The 23,798-nt window shown below is 58.1% G+C and carries 12 protein-coding genes; 2 read left to right on the top strand and 10 right to left on the bottom strand.

The genetic code is table 11. The annotated features are described in order from the left end of the window. Positions 1 to 4: 4 nt before the first annotated feature. The 10 genes from VGG64_22835 to VGG64_22790 all read right to left on the bottom strand — a co-directional run bounded on the left by VGG64_22835 (position 5) and on the right by VGG64_22790 (position 20,977). Positions 5 to 6,730: a hypothetical protein gene (locus tag VGG64_22835; protein HEY1602457.1), complete on the bottom strand. Its 6,726-nt coding sequence runs from the start codon at positions 6,728 to 6,730 to the stop codon at positions 5 to 7. 231 nt (positions 6,731 to 6,961) lie between these two features. Further along, positions 6,962 to 8,824 carry a prepilin-type N-terminal cleavage/methylation domain-containing protein gene (locus VGG64_22830; GenBank protein ID HEY1602456.1) on the bottom strand — a complete coding sequence of 621 codons (1,863 nt, stop codon included), beginning with the start codon at positions 8,822 to 8,824 and terminating at the stop codon, positions 6,962 to 6,964. 1 nt (position 8,825) lies between these two features. Next, a complete protein-coding gene (locus VGG64_22825; GenBank protein HEY1602455.1) occupies positions 8,826 to 10,205 on the bottom strand; it encodes a prepilin-type N-terminal cleavage/methylation domain-containing protein in 1,380 nt (459 codons plus the stop codon). Between the two features lie 57 nt (positions 10,206 to 10,262). Then, on the bottom strand, positions 10,263 to 11,444 hold the full coding sequence (locus VGG64_22820; GenBank protein ID HEY1602454.1) for a prepilin-type N-terminal cleavage/methylation domain-containing protein: 1,182 nt from the start codon (positions 11,442 to 11,444) through the stop codon (positions 10,263 to 10,265). Positions 11,445 to 11,762: 318 nt separating this feature from the next. Beyond that, positions 11,763 to 13,037 carry a type II secretion system protein gene (locus tag VGG64_22815; protein ID HEY1602453.1) on the bottom strand — a complete coding sequence of 425 codons (1,275 nt, stop codon included), beginning with the start codon at positions 13,035 to 13,037 and terminating at the stop codon, positions 11,763 to 11,765. A 20-nt stretch (positions 13,038 to 13,057) separates the two neighbouring features. Further along, positions 13,058 to 14,395: a type II secretion system F family protein gene (locus VGG64_22810; protein ID HEY1602452.1), complete on the bottom strand. Its 1,338-nt coding sequence runs from the start codon at positions 14,393 to 14,395 to the stop codon at positions 13,058 to 13,060. A 103-nt stretch (positions 14,396 to 14,498) separates the two neighbouring features. Continuing rightward, on the bottom strand, positions 14,499 to 16,214 hold the full coding sequence (locus VGG64_22805) for an ATPase, T2SS/T4P/T4SS family (GenBank protein ID HEY1602451.1): 1,716 nt from the start codon (positions 16,212 to 16,214) through the stop codon (positions 14,499 to 14,501). A gap of 101 nt (positions 16,215 to 16,315) precedes the next feature. Next, positions 16,316 to 17,446, bottom strand: coding sequence for a type IV pilus twitching motility protein PilT (locus tag VGG64_22800; protein HEY1602450.1), 1,131 nt, complete (start codon positions 17,444 to 17,446; stop codon positions 16,316 to 16,318). A 423-nt stretch (positions 17,447 to 17,869) separates the two neighbouring features. Further along, the gene (locus VGG64_22795) at positions 17,870 to 19,585 is read right to left on the bottom strand and encodes an ATPase, T2SS/T4P/T4SS family (GenBank protein HEY1602449.1); all 1,716 of its coding nucleotides are present in this window, start codon (positions 19,583 to 19,585) and stop codon (positions 17,870 to 17,872) included. 438 nt (positions 19,586 to 20,023) lie between these two features. Then, a complete protein-coding gene (locus tag VGG64_22790; GenBank protein ID HEY1602448.1) occupies positions 20,024 to 20,977 on the bottom strand; it encodes a hypothetical protein in 954 nt (317 codons plus the stop codon). A 498-nt stretch (positions 20,978 to 21,475) separates the two neighbouring features. On the opposite strand from VGG64_22790, the gene VGG64_22785 reads away from it, so the two are divergent. Both VGG64_22785 and nadA read left to right on the top strand, forming a co-directional pair. Further along, a complete protein-coding gene (locus tag VGG64_22785; GenBank protein HEY1602447.1) occupies positions 21,476 to 22,195 on the top strand; it encodes a response regulator transcription factor in 720 nt (239 codons plus the stop codon). 244 nt (positions 22,196 to 22,439) lie between these two features. Further along, entirely contained in the window at positions 22,440 to 23,585 is a 1,146-nt protein-coding gene (gene nadA, locus VGG64_22780; protein HEY1602446.1) for a quinolinate synthase NadA, read from the top strand. Positions 23,586 to 23,798 lie beyond the last annotated feature (213 nt).

The raw sequence follows: 23,798 nt of genomic DNA, 5'->3' as shown, positions 1-23,798 counted from the left end.
CCAGCTATTCGATAAACCGCTCTAGCAAGATGCCGCGGTGCGCGTTGTGATTCTCACCGCGCTCGAAGCCGACAGGTATCGTGCGGTCGTACATGTAGAACGACCGATGCCGCTGAATGTCCCCCGTGTCGGAATTCAATTCCTGCCCCAGCACCCAACCGTCGGGATACTTCACACTGCGCTGCGGATCATTACTTGGCGCCGGCGTGACCTCGAAATTACCGACCGTCAGCCAAATCGCATAGACGTTCGAGCGTGTGGTCAGAAGGTTGTCTAAACGCGTGAACGCCTTGTAGGCGAAGTACGGGTTCTGCGTTGGATCAACCGCTGGTGAAGTACCGCTAAGCTCCCACCATTGCAGTATTCCAGTCTGGCCAGGCCAGCCAGGGTATTCAAATAGCGGATAGTTTGGCGCATTCTGTGAGGGAAACCCGTCCGTTGCAGCCCCAGTGGGATCGGGTTGAGTCGACGGAGCCGGATCGCCGGGTAACATCGTTCCGCGAAGCATAGTGCTGTCGATCTCTCGATCTCCCCACGTCTGTCGCGTCGTGTCATTTCCGGTGCGCATGCTGTCCAACGGGACAAGCGTGTGCCCGGCGTACGAGCGGAATGGCGCGCTAAATAGACTTGGTGAGACAGTAGTCGTAGTCGGATTGCTGGCATTCGGGCCAAGCGAATTCACAAGAGCCGTCCGTAAATACGCAGCATTGCCGTCGTTGGCGCGGATCGTCGTGCCTTGCCGGCTCGTGCAAATGAGTTTCCACAGATTCCGCCAGGGAGGTGAGCTTGTATTTGCCGAATAACCATCATCAATGATCCCTTGCCATATGAACGGATCGAAGATTGTGTTTATGTTCACCCGACCAGGATCACGAAATCGCGACACGCGATTAAACGGCGGATGGAATTGGTGCGCTGGTAAGCCGTTGGGTGGAATGTATCCTGCATCGTTGCCTTCCATGACGAGCGGCGGAAACCACGTCTCCGTACCGGCAAATCGGGACGGCACATGAACGAATTCCAGCAGCCGATAGAAGTTGGCAGATGCGACCGGCTGTGCGTTGGGATATGTCTGATTGCCGAGGGGGTCCGTCCGTGTTCCATTCACCAGGTATCGCGGTGAGTGGAAGAAATTCGGCAAGTGGCCGAATTCTCCCTTCGGCAATAGATCGTTCAGCGGCGTGGGGTTGGTCGGCTCTATCGGGCCAGCCGTCGTGGGATTGAGGAGCGTGCCTGTCATATAGGGGCCATTCACGGTCATCTCGGTAAGAAGACTCGTCGGACTACCCAAGGGGACAAGCATGAGCTCCTTCGAACTGACGTACGGACGATCGTTCCAATTCAACCAAGGGAACGGAATCGTTGGGTCGCCGTAGTATTCTTGCGCAAGGAACAACGATCCATATACCTGAAACTGGCCCGGCCGTATGCGCGAGACCGACTTTGCATAGTCCCCGTACTCGAAGTTGAGGTATCCAATGGTTGCGTTCCCGAGCGGAAGGGTCGGCGCCGTCCCGCCGTAGGGCGCTCCAGTTGTGGGAGGTGAACCAAACGGATACCAAAGGTTATTAGTGCTCAATGCATTTTGCGCTGTTGGAATCGGACCTGTCAGAGTGTTCGATGCGTTCGCAGGACCCGGGATCGCCGCCGGAACAGGCGCACGCTGTCGCGTGTCGAATGTAAACGAGGGGGCGTTTACATTGCCCCCGGGAAGCGGTTCATTGAAAGTAGTACTACCGTTCATCACTTGTTGTAGGGGCGTGTTGGTATGCTTCTCGCTGTTGTACGCTGTCAGATCGACCCACATCTGATCCACGATGATGTACGGATTGGCGTTCGGGTCCCACGGCAACAGCGGATTGGCAAGTCGCTGGAGGTACACGATCGTGTAGTTGTACTGCGTGCTGTCCGCAGTCGCCGGGCTGATAATTGCCTGCTGCCGTAAGACGTCGTTCGGATCATTCGATGGTTGGAAGTTGTTTGAGTTCGTCGAGTCGTAAGGCGTTCCCTGGACCTGCGTCGTGGTGTAATACCCGTTCTCATCCCAGGCAGGCGCGCTGCCAAGTTGTAGTCCGACAGGGACCGGATATCCGATGCTTGGCTCCGTGATGCTAAACCGCAGTAGGCGAAGCGCCGATGCATAGCCGGTCGACTGTGTCAGTTGCGCGGGCGTATTGCCCGTAAACGCCAGTGGCGCCATCGGGATGGCAATGGCCGGCTTCGTTTCGCCGGGAAACGAATAAGCGCCATAATTGGTGCCTATCATGTCGAGATGGACCGAAACGGCGTTTGCACCTAAAGTCGGGTCCAGGATGATCCGCTTTTGATACGTGTTCTTGATCGTCGACGGGTAGTTGAGGCCCGTCGGGTCGCTGTCGTTCGCGAAACTGCGCTGGCCCAGCAGAATCGCGCCGCCCGGGGGGGCACCGGCCGGTAAATAGGGGTCCACTTCATAACAACCGGGGCCGACAATCGCGTAGCGGTTGGGTGGAATGATAGGCGGCGTTGTGCCACCTGGCGCGACACTGGGCATCGCGTAGAACTGCCGATACGCCTCGACGTCCATCTGCGGAATCGCGCCGATTGTCGGCTGCTGAGTGAAATAGGCTACGCGATCGATCACCGATTCATTATGTTGAAAAGTGGTCGTTGCAATTTGGTTTGGGTAAGGGAGCGTTGGCAGTGGGTACGATGCCGTCGCCGAGGCAAGCGGGTACTGAGGTAATGTCGCTGGATGCGGCAAAATGGGTTGCCGCGTGGGAAGAGCCTTAGCTGTGCCCCCACCCGGTGGCGTATTGGGGGGCAGCGACAATGCCGCGGCGCGGCTGAGCGTTGCCAGTCGCCAGACCGGATAAACGTTTCCAGCGCTACTCGGCGTTTGCAAGGCCAGATTAACTCCAAACATCGGAGCGCCCAGCGCGTCGGTTCCCGCCGAGGCGTACAGCTCGTTCGGAGCTTGGCCTGCAAGCTTGTTGCCAACGGCCAGGGGAGGATTAGGGTTGAATAGTTCGATGACGAGCGATCCCTGGGGGCGCCGCACTTGATCGAAGTCCTGGTCGGGGCTTGGCGGGGAGGTAATGATGGTCCCTGCAGGGGTGCCATTCGGGGTATCTCGCGTGCGCCGGTCATGTGCCGCCAACGTCTCGGTGATCAAAAGTTCGGGACGCTCCGCACCCCACACCAGTCCACGATATAGCTGTGTGTCATCGGTGCTGGTTGTTCCAATGCTTACTGAGGAGTTAAGGACGCCGTCTACATCCCAAGTCGTGTTTGCGGCATTGCCGTCGTTGTCGAAGAACGGATCGACGTCAAACTCGAAGGGCGTCATGATGGCATCGCGGTCGCGGAAATCGACCACGTTGATCGCCCACTGGGCAAAGTAGTACGCCGTATCAATGTCCTGCGCATAGATGGTTCTCGGACCGTTTTGAATGATCGCGGTCGTCGGCGGTTGCATGTCGCCGTTGAGATCCGCGACGATGACAAAGCCCGGATCCTTGAACAACATCAGTAGTATGTACAAGTGGCGCGCGAGAAGTTGGCGCGCCTTCAAATCGTCGTGCCCAACAGAATTGTTCTGCGCGAAATTATTTGCGGTGCCGTCATTGTCGAGATCGAATGGAATGTTTGTGGGAACGCCGCCAATTACATCAAGGGCCGCCCAGCCACCTTCGGTCTCACCTGGTTCGTCAACAGCATTGTTCGCACCTGTGATGTTCCAGCCGGCGACGTTGTCATCTTGACCATCGCCGAGCATGCGATTGATATTCATCTTCTCGCCGCCGATCAAGTCGGGCGAGAGGAGTTGTGTGATAGCCAGATCCAGGTTCGCGTGCGTAGGTTGCGTTCCGTGGTTCAAGTTGTTTTCGTAATAGATGCGGGTCGTGAGTACCTGCGAAATATGGCTGAAGAGTGCCGGTGACGTCGGCGGATTAGAAATGCCATTCGTCTGGTCGTAAGCTGCCACCGTTCGCGCAGTGTTTAACAAGTCGGGCGACGTGAAGAGCGTTGCTGGAGCCGGCACGTCGAAACTGTGAGTTGTCACCAGGTTGGGCATCTGCGCCAACTCGGGCAAATAAGGGAAACGACCCGTGGCTTGGGTGATCGGCGGCTGCGAACTCAAGGGATTGGGATCGGTGAATCCTAACGGCGCGAGGCGGATGAGCCGGTCGGGGAGCATTCCTGCGTCCACATCGTTGCGTCGGAGAATGCGCTCCAATTCGGCCGGCGTGAACGGTGCGTCGAGCGAGACAACATTGCTTGTACTGATGCTTGTCATCACGTTCGCGGAAAAGTAGGGGAACGCCGGGCTCCCGGAATAGCTTCCTTCCGAGGTGTTGAGCGACAGGTCCATTTCATAGGGATCGTCGACCGTGTCATCGCGCTCGCCAAAGCCACGACTGCCGGAATTGGCGCCACTGAACATGCCCCAATCGATGTACAGCGGCTGACCGCGCGGATCGAGCGCGAGTATGCCATCGCCGTCCAGATCGTTGGGGGTGCCGAACGCCGAACGCTTCATCCAGATTTGTGGGCTTGCCGAACTAGGCAGCCAAACGCCGGACAGCGAGTCGAGAGTAAACCCACCAACCGACGTGCCGGTGGGCAGGTAGGGGTAGTTGCTATGCGGGTAGTTATTGACGGTGCCCATAAAGTGAATCTGCGGATAGTCCGTCTCGCGCAGCCATGCGATCGGATCGTCAACATTCGAAATGCCTGGGCCGGGGGCTTGGTTAAGTGGAGCCTGGCCCGCACCCGAGGCAACTTCGATCTCGCCATAGCGCCCGTCAATGAGATTCACGGCGTCGCCGCCGAGCAGGCGAGATATCTGCAGTGTGGGACTGAAGGCGTTGTTGCTGATGTGGTATCCTGGCTCGAATAGCGGATGCAGACTGATTTCCGCCGGTCCATAGCCCGAACCCGCTTTCAGCGTTATGGTCGTCGGGCTAGGGAGCGACAAAGTGGTCTGCGCAACGGGTGCGCCGATGGGGAGAAAGCGCGACTGAACGCCGACCGAAGTCGAGGGAGCGTGCCACCAATTCGAATGCGCATTGAGATTCAGCTTGCCGTCCATATCGATCACGAGTGCGGCAACCAGCGGCTTGTAACGCCGGCCATCTGGCGCAGTTTGCACCGGGAAACCCATATCGACCCAAATACTGTCCGGCGTGCCGTCGCCGTCGTTGTCGACATCCCACGGGCCGGTGAACAGGTTGAAGTTCGGATTGCTCCCCGTAAAGTTCGGGTGTTCGCTTTCGTCCACGTTCGGCGTATTCGTCACGTCGTCCTGGAACGATAGCGGACGCAACACAATCTTGCGTAGCAGATTGCGGGCAGCGAGGTACGTCGCTGGATTACTGATGTTTTCGACCGCATCGTACGAACCACCTCCTCCGGTCGGCGGAGCGACAAGGTAATTGGGACCAGCGTTGGTAGACCACCAGTTGTTCCAATAGTTGATTAGGTCGGGACGGTGCAACGAGGGGAGCGGCGTGGCAAGCTGATAGTTGCCCGTGTGAAACGGATCGGCCCAAATCCGCATCGCCATAAGCATGTTCTGGAAATCCGGGGCGTCATAGTCTTCGTTCGCGCCGCCTGACCCAGCCGGGTCGGTATAAGAGAAGATAGTGCTTGGCGAAAAGACACCTCGACGCGGATTGGGCAACAGCGCGTAAGGGTAAATGTGTGGTCCCGAAGTGTCTGCCGCGTTCAACCTACGGGTATAAGTCGGCGCGGTCGGATTGAACAATTGGGGGGCAAATCCAAATCCGGTGCCGGAAAACACGCGACCGTTAATGATGAACCGGTAGTTGGGATAAACGTTGGACGTGCCATTGAACGTCGCCGGTACGCCCGGGTCGTAGGGCAATAGCCCGTCAAAGTCGAGGACCTGAAAGTAGCTGTAGAACGGCGGACCGCTGGTATTGTCGTACCAATAGCCGACCACGCGCGAACTGTGACCGGCGGCAGGACCGTCGAGCATTGTGATCACGCGGCCATTGTAGAAACCGTACGGACGATTGAATCCGTCAGGGAAATCGCCGCCTGCAACGGTGCCAACCGTAGGCGATGTGCTTGATACCCGGAAGCCGATCAGCGGTGTGTGGATATAGGTGTACGTCGGAAAGGAACCGATTGCTTGTTTCGCATTGGCAGGCGGCCCATTTGGCGTTACCAGTATCGGGTTTCCCGAAGGAAGGTACGGTACGACTTGCGGATTGCCAGAACCATCGAGCTGCGTGTAGAAGTAGCCCGTCGTAGGCGGGGGTACGGCGCTTGGATTGGTAACACTGGCTGTGATCTTGCCCGGCACGCTCGATCCATACATGTCTTCCAGCAAGCCATGCGGGCCGATCACTGAATTTGGATTGCGGGCCCCGCGCAACAATTGCATTAGCGCACTGTGCAAGATCGATTGTGGGGGATCACCTGTTTGTTCGGCGCGGGCGGCTTGGAGCGCTCCCTGGCGGGTGTTGACCGTGGCCACGACGAACGTGATGAGCATCATCGTAAACAGGGCCAACAGCACCAGCACGATCAGCAGGATGATGCCCTGCCGTGGTTGTGCGGCGTGACGGCTGCCGCGTGACCGGGCCGTAGTTTGCGCACCGAGCGGCGTCGTTCGCGCTCGCCTCGATTGGGCCGACGAGATGTTGCCGGTCGATCCGGCGGTCGCCTGCCGGGCGTGGGCCGATGGATTGCCTGCGGACTGTCGATTGTTCCGTGTCATGATGATGCTTCTTTCGCTGACCCTGCCTGTGGGTCGATGTCACTCGCCCCTGCCCGTCGTCGCTGTTTGCTAATGCTGCCGAAATGATTTACCGCCGTACTGGCTGGTCGGCGGAATGGTCTTAAGGAGAGTTTTGCTGCTCAGTCTTAGGTTGCTTCAAGTTTGCGTGGGCATGACTGTCTCGGGTACGACTGGGTCGCCCACCGTCGGCGCGTTTCACGCGCGATATATTCAATGAGACGAGAACAAAGAATCTCCGTCGAAGCTGATCGTCTTCTGATAAACCCCCACGACGCCTTCGACAACCGTGGCGTAGGTATAGATGGGAGTGCCGCTAAGAATCGGATTCGAATTGGGATTGAGATTGACGAGTTGGACTCCTGGGATCGGCGGGGTCGCTCCAAAATTGACCGGGTTTGGGTAGAAATTCGGTTGTGGCCAATCGCTGCCCGCCAAAGTGACATTGAGCATACCGCCGGTTGGCGTGAGGCCTGATCCGTCGTCAACCGCAACGATGCGATACCAATCGGCAACGGGCTTGAACTTGGGCCAATACACTTGCGAACCGGTGTTCAGGTCCATACGGATTTCGGCCGAGACGGTGATGCCTGAGAGCATCAGCCAACTGCCCGGACGCACGCCTGCGAGCCAGGCGCTACGTACCCCATCGACACCGTAGAGTGTCACGTCGCCACCGCCCAGGCCGCCGGCGTACACGTTTGCCGGCACCATCCACTCGCTGGGGCGGAAATCGGCCGCGATGCTCGGGGGGGGGGGTACATCCAGCACACGGTTCTGGCAAACCACGACCGATGCGGTGAATTGTCGCGACGCGGTCAGGGCCTTGGTATCGGGGCTCAAAATGGGATCCACCCCCAAGTCACCAGCGGTTGTATCGGATTCGCCCTGCGATGGGGCGATCATTACGAACCACGAATAGTTGCCCTGATATTGCACTTGCTGCGGCAAAGGTTGCGTAACTCCAGAATCATAATTCATGGATCGTGTGGGCCGATCACGCGTGCGGTCTGTTGGATCGAGAACATTGAACGCCAAATCATCGGCCGAACGAAAGATGCGGTCCGCCGCCGCAAAGGGCATGAACCGCGGAGTGGTCCAGTTGCCCTCGGTCCATGTCGACGGCCAGATCGGTGGCTGTGGTGCAGCGGAAGGTGGCGCGCCTGGAACAGAAAATGGCGGCAGCCGCGATTCCAGCAACGTCAGGCGGGGAATAATTGGCGCGCCGGGTACGTACGTTTGTTGATAAGGGAATGTTTGGATGTTCGTCCATGGATTTGAATTCGGCGAAAGCGATCCGAGATTGGGGACCGTTGCTGTCCCAGTCGGTACGGAATAAGGAACTTGGGTCGAAAGATATTTCAGGCCCATCGCGCCCACCATCAAGGGATCGAGAATAACCAGCGGCGACTCGGTGGCCGTGAAGGGAGGCACCGAAAGTGGAAGCGCCAATCCATAGGTGGGATACAGCGCGGTATAGACGGGAGCGGCTCGAAGTGCGATGTCGGTGATAATTGGCGCCAAGGGCGTGTTCGTGAGCGGGTTCCAGGCAATAGGTTGCGTATGGTTGTTCGCGGGATAGTTGTTAAAGGTGGTCGGCAATGCGAACGGAATCGATTGCGGAGTGTTGGTCGATGACGGCGTGTATGGAGGCGCGGTGACAAGTTGGTACTGGCCTGGCACCGTCTGTCCAAAGAGCGATAGGCAGTTTTCCGGCAGATATTGGTACGCGACCAAACGCTGCCCAGGCGCTGGATTTGCGGCGCCCGAGCCCGGTGTAGGACCCGTGAGGCAATTCGGATCCGGATCGGGATTAAGCACTGGCGCAACGAGCATGCCGACTTGCGTATCGACCCACATTTTCGGTTGCAGATAGCCGCGGATTTCCAGGTCTCGGAAGGCGGCCCGGCCTAGCGTGCTCGTCTGATCGAGCATGTCGGCCTGGCCCATTTCGTAGACGCCCAGCGGCAGTAGCGCCGCCATGGCCAGAATGCCCACCGACAAGATGCCCATCGCGAACAATACTTCGATGAGCGAGATACCGCGTCGGTGATGGCCGAGTGTTGTCTTCATCATATTACTGGCCTCTCGCGCGCATGGACTGAAGGGCCAATTGCCGCGCCTCCATAAGCTCGACAAACGAACCGTAACCGCTATTGAGGTAGCCGTTGTTGTTGATGGCCGTGGTCGACGCGGCGTTCTCGACGACCGTCACCGTGCCCGACTGAGGATTGATCGTGACCCAGAAATTGGTCAAGTCCTGCCAGTTGGCATAGGGCTGAAAGCTCGAGCTGTTAGGGTTCGTGTTCGGCGGCGGACCCAACGAGGGGAGCGGCAGCAACTCGCGCTTGCCCACGAGCAAGTGAATTGGCGTGGTCGCCTTGACCGGAGCCGGCACAGGGTTCGATTGCGGCGCCAATAGAGGGAGCGGCGACGTGTTGGCCGGATTTGTCATTGGGCTGTATCCGCCATTCGGCCAGCACCAGATCCAGTCGACGCCGCCCGAGGGGTTGAACGTGATGATCACCGAAGAGGTGTCATCACGCGGTAAGTTCGAATTAAGAGGGTTGGTAAACGGACAATTGCTCGTGGCTACAGACGGGGCGCCAACGCGCGGCCATAGCGGCTGGAAGGAATAGCTGTACACCCACGGAGAGATGTTCGTGTTATGCGCGGCGTTTTGCATGCCGCCGGTGTCGACCAGATTGCTGCCGCCATTGAAGCCCGAGAAGCTCAAGTCGATGACCGTGGGGCCGGGCAGTTGCACGGCGCCAGCGGCCATCCTGATCGGTGCGCGAACGATCTGGTAGCGAAAGCCCGTGGTCCCTCCGCCGCTGTTGGGCGGGACGGTGTTCGATCCGGGCACGATACCCAGCGGCCACATATAATAGTAGGGAGGATTCGCACCAGGTGGTGTGGCGGGATCCCCGGTCAAAAAACCTGTCGTGAAATCGTAGGACGCTGGATTGAGCGGCGTGAGGATTTGAAAATACGGGCCCTGAAAGTTGAAGCGAATCATATCGCCGATGCGGATGGCACCCATCCAACCTACGTCGAGCGAGCTGTTGAGGACGCTGCCGCTGTAGTACGGTGTCAAGGCGGCCAGGAACGCCTGACCGTTGTAGTATTGAACCAGGGCGGTCGAATTCGACGCATCGCCCGAGTAAGGGGGCGGCACCTCGGCATACGATAGCGACACACAAGCGTCGTTCATTCCCTGCAAGCGTTCGAGCACCACGCCCACCGGCCGGCCGGTTTGCAAAGCGCGATTCCGGGCACCGGTAATAAACGTGCCAACCGTTCGCGACGCTTCACGAATCTGGCGATTTTGCATCGCCGGCGCGAATACCGGCACGGCCGCGGCCGCCAACAGGACCATGATCGTGATCACGACCAAGAGTTCTAGCAGTGTGACGCCACGGACGTGTCGGCGGCGTTGATGAAGTACTTGGTCCACGTGCATACGCCTACTTACAGAGATCATCGAGACAAAGAAAGGAATCGCCTCGCGCCGCTATTGACCGATCAAATGGTTGTGAATGTTGTCTGCTCCGCCGTTCGGATCGCCATCGCCGTCTTCGTCGAAGGGCGCACCTGCAAGATTGCCACCGTTACCGACGCTATACGGGTCGTAAACGTGGAACGCTTGCGATGACGTCATGAAAATCGTTTGAAACGTGCAGGCCCAATTGTTCGACGCTAGCGCGAAACCGTGTGCGTCGGTGGACGGACGTTGGATGTCCCCCGTGCGATCGGGACCCATGGAATAAATCAATGGGTAGAGCGCCATACCGTCATAGGCTGTGGCCGCGGGAGAGCTTTGAAAATTGTGGCCGGCCGCCGCAAATGGATGCTGCAATTTCAACGGATCAAATGGATCGTGTCTGGTCGCAGTGAAATTGGGATCACTGGGACTGTTCGTTGCGTCCTGCGGCTGCATATCGGATATGAATCCGGGGGCCCATCGCAAAAAGCGAATCGGATTGCCCCAGGCGTCAATAAACTCGGGCATGCCGTCACCGTCGACGTCACCCACGTTTGCGGGGTTAATCTGCTCGTTGGCCACCGTATTGTCGCTGAGACCGGTCGTGATGATCATGTACAAGCATTCGGCGTCCTCAAACTGCGGTGACGGCGCACCCTGAGCGTTGGTATTGCACCGACGCTGATAGGAAAGATTCACGGCCGTCGGTTGAATCATGAATGAGCCGCCGATTGGACCGGGATACCATGTGGACCCGTCGAAAGTGATGTATTGGGGCACAATTGGAATGCCGAACGGAAGGTTATACGAATTGTTGGCCGTCATCATGTCTGCATACCGATCAGGCAACTCCATGCGCATCAGCTCGCGAATTGCCGCCAGACGATAGGCCGCAAAGCACTGGCCAGGCAGGATCAGCGGGGTATTAGTGGCGTTGTATACGCTGATACCAAGGCCCAGTGTCGTTGTGCTGATCGGCAGTCGCCGCGTTCGGTACGACTCGTAGCGGAGCATGAGCTGGCTGTTGAGCTTGGCGATCAAGGCCTGCGTGTTGGCGATGTTGGCGGCTTGTTGTGCCTTACCTAGGGCGCCCAAGAACAGGCCAGCCAGGATGGCAATGATGATGATCGCGACTAGCAGTTCGACGAGTGTGAAGGCTGGCCGTAATGATGAATGTGAAATGATGAACGATGAACGGGCGGAATGAATCACGGAACGACAAATGCTGAATGACGACGGGGCAGAAACGCACGAGGCCGCGCGCCTTGTGAAGCTCGCGCGAGGTGGTGTCGGGCGTTCAAGGTTCAGCGCTTGGGACGGCGCGCTTTGCACACCACGGTGCCAGCTACCTGCCGTTTGCCAGCGGTTTTTGTCTTCGACGGACATTGCCTATTCCGATCCGTTCTCGATGCCACCTGTCTCACACTCCTGGCCACGCCCACGTGCCGCCCGCACGCGCTTCTGTAGCGCGATCGGCGTCACGGAAATAAATATGTTAGCGCTGGTGCCGGCTGGCACCACGGAAGTTACTTATTGCGGTGTGAAATCTTCGAGTTTGCCCGTGGTGAAGTTGGTCAAATTGTCGAGATCGCCCTGCAGCAAAATGGGCGTGCCGATAAAGCCCGTCGCGCCTTGCTTTGCCGTTTGCGGCAGGACTGGCATGTTAGCGCGGCCACCGCCAGACGATTCGGGTGGTGGCGGTTCATAATTTGACCCGCCGTAATCCGAATCGGCCCCGGCGCAGATGATCTGGAACTTCTTGGGATTCCAGAAGGTAAACGTGTAATTCGTGGTGCTGGTATTGACACTCGTCGGATAGGGCACGGCCAAGCCCCACTCTGCACCGAGGCCGGAATTGCCGTATGTTCCTGGCTGAACCGGCAGCTGGGGCGGATTGCCCTGAGGAGCGTAGGTCGGAGCGCCAATTGGAATAGCAGTCACCTTCGGCGGGTAACACGCGATCAGTTGGCTGTTATTCTGCAAATTGATGTACGTCATGCTTGCGGGCTCGAAGTACACGAAGGGCGCCATGCCAATCGACTTATTGCTCGTCCCCGCTGGCGTATACTCAGGCCAACCGTCGCCGTCGACATCCGTCAGACGAGTTTCGTCGAAGTCAAAAAGGCTCGGCAAACGTGACCCGGCCTGCTGAAATGGGTTCGTCGGATTGGCACTAAAACCATACAAGATCGTTGACGACGCAACATTGAGCGGTGCCGGGGGGCCAGCCAGCCAAAAAACGAGCGCCTCGGCTGCATCTAATGTTTGTAGATCAAGCGCAATGTGCTGGCCGGTACTAATGCTGCTTACTGTCCAGGGAGGCGGGTTCAGGTTCGATGCGCCAGCACCATTTGCCAAAATCGACCTTAAGGTCAAGTAATCTAACGTGTATCGCGCAAATCGTTTGCGCAGTGCGCGGTTGAACAAGTCGAGTCGAGACGGCGATGTCAACTGAGTTCCACCCAGAATTGGAACAGCCATGCACGGCGGATACTCGCCACCGAATTGGTTCTTGTAGTTTTGAAACGCTACATCGAGATTGCTGATCTCGGATGTCATGCGGACTTCTTTGGCCTTGTTGACGGCAAACCCCACGGCGACGCCCAAGAGCGATACCAGCAGGCCCATGATGATCAGCGACATCATCAGTTCGACCATGGTGAAGCCGCGGCGAAACGCTGAACGAGGAGTGCTAATCGCTATGCGACGAACGGAGATCCCGGGCCGCGCTTCCGGCCGCCTGGATGCGTGTGCTATCAGTTCCGCGTTCCGCGCTTCGCGTTCAGCGTTTCTGTGATTCAGCATGGTTCTCACGACAAGGCTCCTTACTTTCCACCCGACAGGTTGGTGATCAGGTCGATCAGCGGCAAGAACAGCGCGATCACGATGAAGCCCACCATGACGCCCAGGATCACGATCATAAGTGGCTCGAGCAGGCTCACCAGGCTCTCGGTGAGTACGGCCACTTCTTCGTCGTAGTTATCGGCGACTTTGTACAACATCGTGTCGAGCTCGCCGGTTTCCTCGCCCACGTCGACCATGTTCACGACCAGGTCGTCGACGATACGTGTATTCATGCGTGTGAGGTAGACCAGCACGCCGACCGGGCCGGCCACGAACACAAACCAGAAGAACACGGCCATGATGTGGAACTTCGGCCGGGAAAATTCCTTCATCGGTCGCGAAATCGACTCGCCCTCGCGAATCGATTCGTAAATTTTGGTGTACATGTTCTCGAAGACCGCGTTGCCAGACGTCTCGCGCGTGATGTTCAGCGCTTCGAGAATCGGCACACCGCTGGCCACCAGCGTGCCGAGGGTGCGGGTGGTGCGGGCCACGATGTTCTTTTCAATGATCTGGCCGAACACCGGCATCTTCAACAGGAACAGGTCCCAGCCGGCGCGGCCGTGGCGAAATTTGCGAATCAGCTTGACGACCAGCCAGAAGCTGATGGGAATGACTGGGATCAAGTACCAAAAGTGGACCGTGGCGTAGCTCATGTTCACTAGCAACACCGTCATGGCCGGTAGCTTGAGACCGAAGCCGTCGAAGATCTTGATGAACTCCGGCACGATCTTGTACATGATGAAGACCAAGATGCCGACCGCGACGCAGATCACGACCACCGGGTACACAAGCGCGCCTTTGACCTTGCGCTTGAGCGACTCCGACTTCTCTTGGAACTCAGCCAGGCGGCGGAGAATCACTTCCAGGGCACCGCCGGCCTCGCCGGCCTTGATCATGTTGACGTACAGGCGGTCGAACGCCTTGTGCTGCTTGCCCATCGCTTCGGACAGCGTCGAGCCGGATTCGATGTCGTCGCAGACGTCGATCAGACTGTTTTTCAGCCGGCCACCTTTTTGTTGCCCTTCCAGAATGCGCAGGCTGCGAAGAATCGGCAGGCCGGCGTCCTGTAGAATGGACAATTGGCGGGTGAAGGTGGTGAGGACCTTGCTGTTGACGCCGCCGATGGCAAAGCTTTTTTTCTTGCCGCTTTTCTTTTTTTCAGCCGCGGCCTTACGGGCTTTTTTGACGGAGATCTTCGTGACGAAGTATCCCATCTGCCGAATTGTGGCCTGCGCTTCTTCTTCGCTCGGCGCCTCGATCAGGTCCTTGATTTCCTGACCTGTGGCGTCCATCGCTTCGAATTGAAAAGTCGGCATGGCAAGCTCCGAAGGAAATGCAAAATGCGGAATGACGAAAGGGACCGCGCAAGCGTCCTCTTGTTACTCATCATTTATCATTTTGCTTTCATCGTTTACGTCCTTATCCTTCCACAATCGTTTCGCGGACAACCTCTTCGATGGTCGTGGTGCCGCCGTAGACGGCTTGCATGCCGGCGTCGCGGAGCGTGACCATTCCGTAGCTGCGGGCTTTGTCGCGGATATCATCTGTCGAGGCGTTGCGGATCACCATCTCGCGCAGATCCTCGTTCATGATCATCAACTCGAACAAACCAACGCGCCCTTTGTAGCCGGTGTTGTTGCACGTATCGCAGCCTTTGCCGCGGAAGAATTTCTTGTCGGCGACGTCGGTCGGAGTGAGCTGTAGTTCGGCGAGCATCTCGCCTGCCGGCCGGACCTCTTCGCGGCAATTGGAGCAGACGCGTCGCACCAATCGTTGCGCCAGGATCGCCTCGACCGTGGCGGTGATCAAAAACGGCGCCACACCCATGTCGCGCAAACGCGTGATCGTGCTGGGGGCATCGTTGGTGTGCAGCGTGCTAAACACCATGTGGCCGGTAAGTGAAGCCTGCACGGCGATCTCGGCCGTTTCCACGTCGCGGATTTCGCCAACCAGGATGCGGTCGGGATCTTGGCGGAGGATAGCGCGCAGGCACATAGCGAATGTATTGCCGATCGATGCATCGATCGGCACCTGCACGATACCGTCGATGTCGTACTCGATGGGGTCTTCGGTCGTAATGAGCTTGTCGGAAATATGATTCAACTCGGAAAGCGCCGAGTAGAGCGTCGTGGTTTTGCCCGATCCTGTTGGCCCCGTCACGAGTACGATGCCGTTGGGCTTGCCGATAACCACGCGAAATTGCCGCATCAGGTCGGCGTTCATGCCCACGCCGTTGAGGTCGAGCTTGACGACCGAGCGGTCCAACACCCGCATGACCACGCTCTCGCCGAACATCGTGGGCAGCACGGCCACCCGCAAGTCGACGGGATGGCCGCCGACGCTCAGCTCGATGCGGCCGTCCTGCGGCAAGCGACGCTCGGCAATGTCGAGGTTGGCCATGACTTTGATGCGCGTGGTAATGGCAAACGCCAAATGCCGCGGCGGGGGTACCATTTCGTACAACACGCCGTCAGCCTTGATACGAATCTTGAACTCGTTTTCAAACGGCTCGAAGTGCAAGTCGCTGGCGTGATCCTTGATCGCCAGCAGTAACACCATATTCAATAGCTTGCGCACCGGGGCGCTATCGGCCAGAGCTTCGACGCTGGTCAGGTCGATGGGACCTTCGCGGCCGATTAGCGCGGCGGCCTTGGCCAGGTCCTTGTCCTGCTCCATGTCGGTAATCAACGACTCGACGCTTTCGGCCGTGGCGTAGTAGCGGTCGAGAGCGCCTTTGATGTCGCGCTCGGTGGCGACCACGGCGCGCACGTCGTAGCCTAAGAAGTTCCGCAGCTCGTCCAGAATGGACAGCTTCTGCGGGTCGCACATGGCGATCACCAGCGTGCCGTTCTTGAAGCTGATCGGGATGATACGGTACAGCTGAGCCATCGGCTCGGTCACGTAGGCCAACACCTCGGGCGGGACGACGACCTCGGAAAGGCCGATCACCTGCATGTTCATCTGTTCGGCCAACGCCTGGGCTAACTGGTCGTCGGAGACCAGGCCCATTCCCTCGGCCACCTGGCCGAGCAACTCATCGGGGCGTTGCTGCTGCTCTTCTAGCAGCAGCTCGAGCTGTTCGTCGGAGATGAAGCCAAGATCGACGAAGATTTGGCCAATACGTCGCATTGCCATAGCTGCTGTGCCTTTATCGCTGCGCCTTAGTACGCGAGCCTTTTCATACCTGTCCGACGTTTGATTTCCGCACCGCCGATCCGCGACAATGCGCGCGGGGTTTAGTGCTCGTCCTTTTCCTTCTTATCCTTATCGCCACGGTTTTCTTCGTCTTCGAACATGCCCTTCTCGGCCCGCTCGAAGCGGCGCTTCATATCGTCAGGAGAGTTGGACTTAACCATCACTTCCTCCTTGTCGACGATTCCCTCGCGCCACAGCTTGAACATGTGATCGTCCAGCAGCTGCATGCCGTACTTCATGCCGGTCTGAATCGACGAATTGATGCGGAACGTCTTGTTCTCGCGAATCAGGTTGGCGATTGCAGAGGTGACGACCAGTAGCTCGTGCGCGGCAACGCGGCCGCCGCTGATCCGCGGTAGCAGCGCTTGCGAGAGGATCCCGATAATCGACGTCGACAATTGCGTGCGAATCTGATCCTGCTGGCTGGTCGGGAAGACGTCAATGATGCGGTTGACCGTGCCTTGCGCGCCGGTGGTGTGCAGAGTGCCGAAAACGACGTGCCCGGTTTCGGCGGCCGTGATGGCGGCCTCGATCGTCTCCAGGTCGCGCATTTCGCCTACCAGAATCACGTCCGGGTCTTGCCGCAAGGCGCGGCGAATGGCCTCGGCGAAACTTGGCACATCGACGCCTACTTCGCGCTGGTTGACGGTCGATTTTTTATGTTCGTGATAGAACTCGATCGGATCTTCGATCGTGATGATGTGATGGTCAACATTTTCGTTCAGATAGTTGATCATGCTGGCCAGACTGGTCGACTTGCCCGACCCAGTTGGGCCTGTAACGAGAAACAGGCCTCGCGGACGCATAATCAATTCTTTACAAACGACCGGCAGGCCCAACTGATCCATGCTCAGGAACTTGTTGGGAATCTGCCGCAACACCATGCCGATGTTGCCCTTTTGCTTGAAGATCGACACCCGGAAACGGGCCGCGGATCCAAAGGCGAATCCGAAGTCGCTACCGCCGACCTCTTGCAATTCCTGCTGACAGCGCTCGGGCGTAATGCTTTTCATCAGGCTCACGGTATCTTCCCCGGTGAGCACTTTGGTTTCCAGCTTGCGCATGCGGCCGTGCAACCGCAGAACCGGCGGTTGGCCGACGGAGATGTGCAGATCGCTGGCCCCTTGGGTGACCACTGTCTGCAACAGTTTGTCGATTAAGATCGTTCCCACGAAAGTGCCTCCCACGCGATTGGCCTATGGCAAGCCGCGTCGGTCGGGGCACCCCTGAAATCCCCCAACACCGCTCATCCGCTTGCGACTGAGTTGGTCGACCGTCCCCCCTCGGGACGGCAACCCTGCAAGAAATGACTCAGCCGTGCTCCTCGGAAGGACACGGTGTTGCCTGGCTAGGGATTATTCGCTGCCTTCACCCACGACTCAACATTTACTCGCCACGATCACTGCGCTTCTCTGAATCCGTACCTATCCGCTTGTTCACTTCGACCACTACGAATCGGCTGTAACGTGTCACGGCGTCTGCCCGGTCGGACGGCAAAGCGTGTCGTCGTCCTGCCACTGCGCTGTACCTCCAGAAGTTGCCGAAGCACCATCTGACGACGACAGGTGACGCTCCTGCACTGTGGCCGCAGGTGATTACTCGTTGCCGGTTCGTTTGGCCACGCGAAAAACCTCTTCGATACTTGTAATGCCCTTCATCGCTTTCAGCATGCCGTCCTGGTAAAGCGTCTTCATCCCGTTTGCCATTGCGACCTTACGTATTTCTTGAGTCGACGCGCCTTGGAAGGCCATCTCGCGAATTTTGGTCTTCATCAACAGCAACTCGTAGATGCCGATGCGCCCGCGGTAGCCGCTGCGTTGGCAGTTTCCGCACCCTTTTCCTTTGGAAAAATGAGCCTTCTCGGCGATTTCGCGACGGATGCCGGCGGTCTCCAAAATGGCATCCGAAGGCATGTAGGGCTGCTTGCACTTCGTGCATACAACCCGCACAAGCCGTTGCGCGAGGATGGCGATCACACTGCTGGCGACCAGATAGGACGGCACCCCCATGTCGACCATGCGCGTAATAGCTCCAGGCGCATCGTTCGTATGTAGCGTACTGAATACTAAGTGTCCAGTCAGAGATGCTTGGATTCCCATCTCGGCGGTCTCGGCATCTCGCATCTCACCCACGAGGATCACGTTCGGGGCCTGGCGCAACATTGAGCGAATGATGCGGGCAAAGTCCAGCCCGATACCGTGGCTGACCTGCACCTGATTGATCCCGGGCAGGTAATACTCGACCGGATCCTCGGCGGTGATGATCTTCCTATCGGGTCGATTCAGGTCGTTCAGAGCCGCGTAGAGGGTGGTCGTTTTACCTGAGCCGGTCGGGCCGGTCACAAGGATAATGCCGTTGGGTCGCTTGATAAGCTGATTGAAGGCTCGGAAGTCTTCCTCGGCCAGGCCCAGCTGACGCAGGCCGACCTTGATGCTGTCTTTGTCCAAAACTCGCATGACCACCGATTGGCCGTGGTTGGTGGGGAGGACGCTGACGCGCAGGTCGAGCTCCTTTTCTCCCACGGTGACCTTGATCCGCCCGTCCTGGGGGCGGCGACGTTCGGCGATGTCGATTTTGCCCAAAATCTTGATGCGGGACAGGATGGCACCCAACAGTCGGCGGGGGGCGGCGTCTCGCTCGACCAATACGCCGTCGATGCGGTAACGGACCCGCACCCGATCCTCAAATGGCTCGACGTGAATATCCGAGGCCCGCAACTGAACGGCCTCGGTGATGATCAATTGGACCAGGCGTACGATCGGCGCGCTGGTTTCATCGATGACCTCGGCCGAACTGTCGGTCGACTCCACTGTCTCGGTAAAGTCGATGGCGGTGTCGGTGAACTCCTGCAACATCGAGTCAGCGCTTTCGCCCTCGGTCTGGCCGTAATGGCGATTGATCGCGTCGACGATATGTTCACGCGGAGCCAGGGCGATATCGACCTTGCAATTCAGAATAAATCGCAGCTTGTCCAGCGTATCCAGGTCGTTCGGGTCGCTGACGATCACCTTCAGCGAGTCGTCTTCCTTTGCCATGGGCAGGATGACGTTTTCGCGCGCGACAGACTCTGGCACCAATTCGACGACCGCGGGCGGAATTACAACTTCGCTGAGATTGATGTAATCCAGGCCATGCTCCTGTGCGATGGCCCGCATCACCTCTTCACTATTGGCATAGCCGAGCCGCACCAGGGCGTCGCCCACCTTAACCCCTGACGCTCGCGACAGTTGATTGGCTTCGGCCAATTGGTCGGCACTGATTACACCTTGGCGAATCAATATCTCTGAAAAGTCGCGCTTCCCAGATGCCATCGGCGGCTTTCGACTTGGGGAGTTGGAAGTTGTCATAGTTGTAGCGGCAGAAAAAACGAAAAAGGAGGAAGCGCTTCGCGCCCGCACATAACACGAGCCGGTTCTATTCCGCGTAAGCTCAACGGCCGAACGACGTGATGTTTGCGCCGACGGAGCAAGCAACGGGGGCGAATGCCTCCGCCTCTGAAAAGTGCCTAAGCCCTGTTGTGGTTCAGAGTAATGGCGTGCCGTTGGCCTGTCAAACAGATGGACGCGAATCAGGCCCTAGCGCGGTCGCACGAACCTTGTCGTGGCCACGAGGATCGTTAGGAAACTAATAAATGCGATAAGCCGGCCGCCCCTCTGCCAACCTGCAGGCGGGTGCGCCAACTAAAGGGCCGGCGATCGATCTGGTTGAGAGAAAAGAAGATCTTTGAGGATCCAAAGTTCGGCGATCGCCTAACGTGCGTAGAGGTCAGAGAATATTTGGACGGGTGCCTTTTGTGCTTGTCGTTCGCACTGCCTGGCGTCCTGACGCACCTGGCTTGCCAGTTCACGTATCGCGTCAGCCCGCTCGAATTGGCCGATTTTCTCCAGTAGATCGGCTGCCTCTTCGAGCTTTTGCTCAGCGGGTCGCAATTGGTCACTATGGCACGCTGGAAAGGCCTCTGGCACGGGCCACTGGTTGTATTGGCCCACCGATTGCTCGGCGGCATCCTGTTCCGCTTCGAGCACGCGGATGGCCTCGGCGAGGCAGCGGTCATCGGCCACAGTACAAGTGGCATTGCCGCTAGGTGTATCCCTAGCCCAGGCAGTCGTCTCGCCGGCCGGAGCATCGAAGATCGTGCCGGCGATGGGATTCACACCCAGCGTGCGTCGCAACTTCAAAATCTCTGTGGCGGCCTCGCCCTGGCGTAACGGAGTTGAAAGTCGGCCGTGCGGGAGCGAACCGGCTTCCGCATCAAACACTGGGCAAGCCTTGTTCGCACGCGTTTGTTGCCCCGCGTTCGGTTGTGGCAACGAGACGCTGTCAATGCCAAGCACGGCGTCGTGATCCGCCTGCGACGGCTGGTCAGCGTCCGACGGCTCGTTATACAGGCCGAGTTGTTCCAGCGAGGGCGTCGTATGGGTTTCGAAAACGCCGGTAATCGACCATTGGCTCTGGCGTACACCGTTCACTTCCACATCCGACGCGTGCCCGAAATCCACCCCATCTGGGATTGGCGCGGCTTCCGTGCTGCTCAGGTAAGGGACAAAGCGGTTTTTTCCTTGCGACAGACCATGGACGTCGCAATAGGGATTAACGATCGAACCGCCGATGGCGAATTCCGCTAGAAACAGACTGGTCCAATCGACCGTTTGCTGAACGGACTCGACCTCGTGTTGCAGGTATGCCGTATCTCCAACGCGCATCTCGACTTCCACGTCCGCCCGGACAAACGTCGTCCATAGGGCAGAAAGCCCGAGGCAGATGCAAGCAGTTGTTCTCGAAGGCACGTGCATGCGGAGTTGCATCGAGTTCTCCCGGCTAAGTCAGCGATAATTGGTTGCCCGCAAAATGCCTCAGGTCGGAACGGGGCGGCGAATTATAGATACCAGTGGCATTTGCCTGTAGAGCAAACCATGCCGGTGTGCTGGCGGGGAGATTTGCACGATTTTTATACGATCGGAGGAGGCACCACTGATAGCTTCCCGGACCGGCGTTGGACAGTCGGGGACGTATTACGGGACCGGTTGGGATTATTTCGGCTGCGCCGGTGTCACGGTAAGACAGCCCGTTGTCACGTCTCATCAGTACCTTCCCGCTCATCTTGAAGCCGCGAAATGGCCGAAATTTAGCAAGCACACGGCGCGCACTTGCGCCGTGCCAGCACGATTTCGCGCGGCAAGCGGAAAACCGGGGGCAGATGCATGCCGAAATCATCGAAGAAGTCGTTCCCACGCCGTGGGAAGACTGCGGCGTCGAATCCGAGACGTCGTCGCATCACCGTCATGGTGGTCGATAACCAGTTGCTGGTGGCAGAGCTGCTGGCGCGCTCGGTATCCGCCCTGCCCGGCTTTTCCGTGGCGCTCGTGACAAGTGACGCCCTGCAAGCTCTTTCCGCCGCCGAGCGCGTGCCGACGGCGATCGCGGTGATCGACGCGGCAATGCCGAACGCTTTCCGCGCCGCGCGGACGCTTGCTTCTCACACCTCGCGGACACGCGTTATCTTGCTGGACGAATTTCCTTCCGAGGCCCACATTCGTCGCGCCCTCGAATGCGGTGCGTCGGGCTATTCGACCAAGTGTGAACCTTGGAACGATTTTGCAGAAGCGCTCGAGAATATCGCTGCAGGTGGAACAGCATTCCCCAGATTACCGGCTGTCGAGCAGGGTGAGAGGCAAAAGCTGCCATACCGACGTAGCGGTGGCGAGGGGGAGCCTTCGTCTGCGTTACTAACCTCGCGCGAACTCGAAGTTCTGACGCATTTGGCACGTGGACTAAGAGTGCAAGATTGCGCTCGGATGCTAGGAATCAGTCACAATACGGTCGAGAATCACAAGGCCCGAATCATGGGCAAGTTAGGGATTCACAAAACTGTCGAGTTGACACGATTTGCCGTTCGCCACGGAATCGTCTCAGCAAGCTAAGTCCGGCGCGAGACTCTAGGGACTGAACGACGTCCTGACAGCGCGTTCCGACCGTCCCACCACATTGAGCAGCACCGTCTTGGCCAGCTGTCTCGTGGATTAGTCCAGGGATATACTTAGGCAACCTGACCCTGCCAATCCAACCCGTCTGTCGTCTGTACCTAAGAGTGGTACACCAAACGATGTTATGTCGGGGCGCGAGGCTGCCGATAGGACTTTATCCACGTCATTAGGTTTCCAGAGCATGAGTGTCGCGTTAGCTTCTTCCGCCAAGCCTCGCTACGAGCTGCAACCGTACAAGGCGCTCGAAAACGAGACGTTGCGCGCTCGAATCCAGGCTGTTCGCAACGAACTTGGGAATCGGTTGCTAATTCTTGGTCATCATTATCAGCAGGACGAGGTCATCGCGCTGGCGGATCTGCGCGGCGACAGCTATCAACTCAGCCGCATGGCGGCCGACAGTCGCGATTGTCGCGCCATTGTATTTTGTGGCGTCCACTTCATGGCCGAGACGGCCGACGTGCTGGCGAACCGCCCCGAACCGCTGATCGAACGCGGCGGAGAACGCGTCAAGGTGATTCTGCCCGATATGGCAGCGGGCTGCTCAATGGCCGACATGGCGATGATCGACCAGGTTGAAAACTGCTGGAGTGAGTTGGGCGACGTGATCGACACCGCTGATATCACGCCCGTCACTTATGTGAACTCAGCTGCCAGCCTGAAGGCATTTTGTGGCCAGCACGGTGGCATTGTTTGCACATCCAGCAACGCCGCAGCGGTACTCGAATGGGCTTTCCGCCGTAGGCGTCGCGTGCTATTTTTTCCTGATCAACATCTAGGACGCAATACGGCGCTGCGAATGGGCATCCCGGTCGAGGAGATGCCGGTATGGGATCCTCATGCCGACGAATTCGGCGGCAACACGGCCGAGGCACTTGCCGGCAGCCGCGTCGTACTCTGGAAAGGGCACTGCAGCGTTCATCAGATGTTCCGGCCGGAGCACATCGAACAGTTTCGCGAAAAGTTCCCCGGCATTAACGTCTTGGTGCATCCGGAATGCACGCGCGAAGTCGTCGACAAGGCAGACATGAGCGGGTCCACCGGCAAGATCATTCGCGAGGTCGAGTCTGCACCATCCGGAACCAAATGGGTCATCGGCACCGAGTTGCACCTGGTGAATCGGCTCAAGCAAGAGCATCCAGAACAGGAGATACACTTTCTGTCGCCGGTCGTGTGCATGTGTGCCACGATGTATCGCATCGATTTGGCGCACTTGTGCTGGAGCATCGAGAACTTGGCGGCCGGCACGCCGGTGAACATCGTCGAGGTCGATGCCGAAACATCGCGCTGGGCGCTCGTGGCGCTCGAGCGGATGTTGGAAGTCAAATAAGCGGAGTGGCTGTTCTCGAGCGCGAAGTAGGCCCTTACAAGGGCGATCACGCCACAGCTTACCGAGTCAGTGTTGCTCTGTAGAAACCGTGGCATGGCCTGAGGATCATCACGTTGAGTGTGATGGCTCGCAGGAGGATTTCACGGCACTGGCTCCAGTAAGATCTTGCCCGTAGTGCTGCTCCGAGGAGCCGCTTGAGCATACTATTGACGG

The sequence above is a fragment of the Pirellulales bacterium genome (assembly GCA_036490175.1).
Classification (GTDB): Bacteria; Planctomycetota; Planctomycetia; order Pirellulales; family JACPPG01; genus JACPPG01.
The sequence above is the reverse complement of the archived record's forward strand: the minus strand, read 5'-3'. Positions and strand labels throughout refer to the sequence as shown.

Excerpts from the sequence above, each read along its gene's own strand:
- VGG64_22785 (HEY1602447.1), top strand. The coding sequence starts at position 21,476 with ATGCCGAAATCATCGAAGAAGTCGTTCCCACGCCGTGGGAAGACTGCG.
- VGG64_22790 (HEY1602448.1), bottom strand. The coding sequence starts at position 20,977 with ATGCGCGTTGGAGATACGGCATACCTGCAACACGAGGTCGAGTCCGTT.
- VGG64_22815 (HEY1602453.1), bottom strand. The coding sequence starts at position 13,037 with ATGCTGAATCACAGAAACGCTGAACGCGAAGCGCGGAACGCGGAACTG.
- VGG64_22795 (HEY1602449.1), bottom strand. The coding sequence starts at position 19,585 with ATGGCATCTGGGAAGCGCGACTTTTCAGAGATATTGATTCGCCAAGGT.
- nadA (HEY1602446.1), top strand. The coding sequence starts at position 22,440 with ATGAGTGTCGCGTTAGCTTCTTCCGCCAAGCCTCGCTACGAGCTGCAA.
- VGG64_22835 (HEY1602457.1), bottom strand. The coding sequence starts at position 6,730 with ATGACACGGAACAATCGACAGTCCGCAGGCAATCCATCGGCCCACGCC.
- VGG64_22805 (HEY1602451.1), bottom strand. The coding sequence starts at position 16,214 with ATGGCAATGCGACGTATTGGCCAAATCTTCGTCGATCTTGGCTTCATC.
- VGG64_22830 (HEY1602456.1), bottom strand. The coding sequence starts at position 8,824 with ATGATGAAGACAACACTCGGCCATCACCGACGCGGTATCTCGCTCATC.
- VGG64_22810 (HEY1602452.1), bottom strand. The coding sequence starts at position 14,395 with ATGCCGACTTTTCAATTCGAAGCGATGGACGCCACAGGTCAGGAAATC.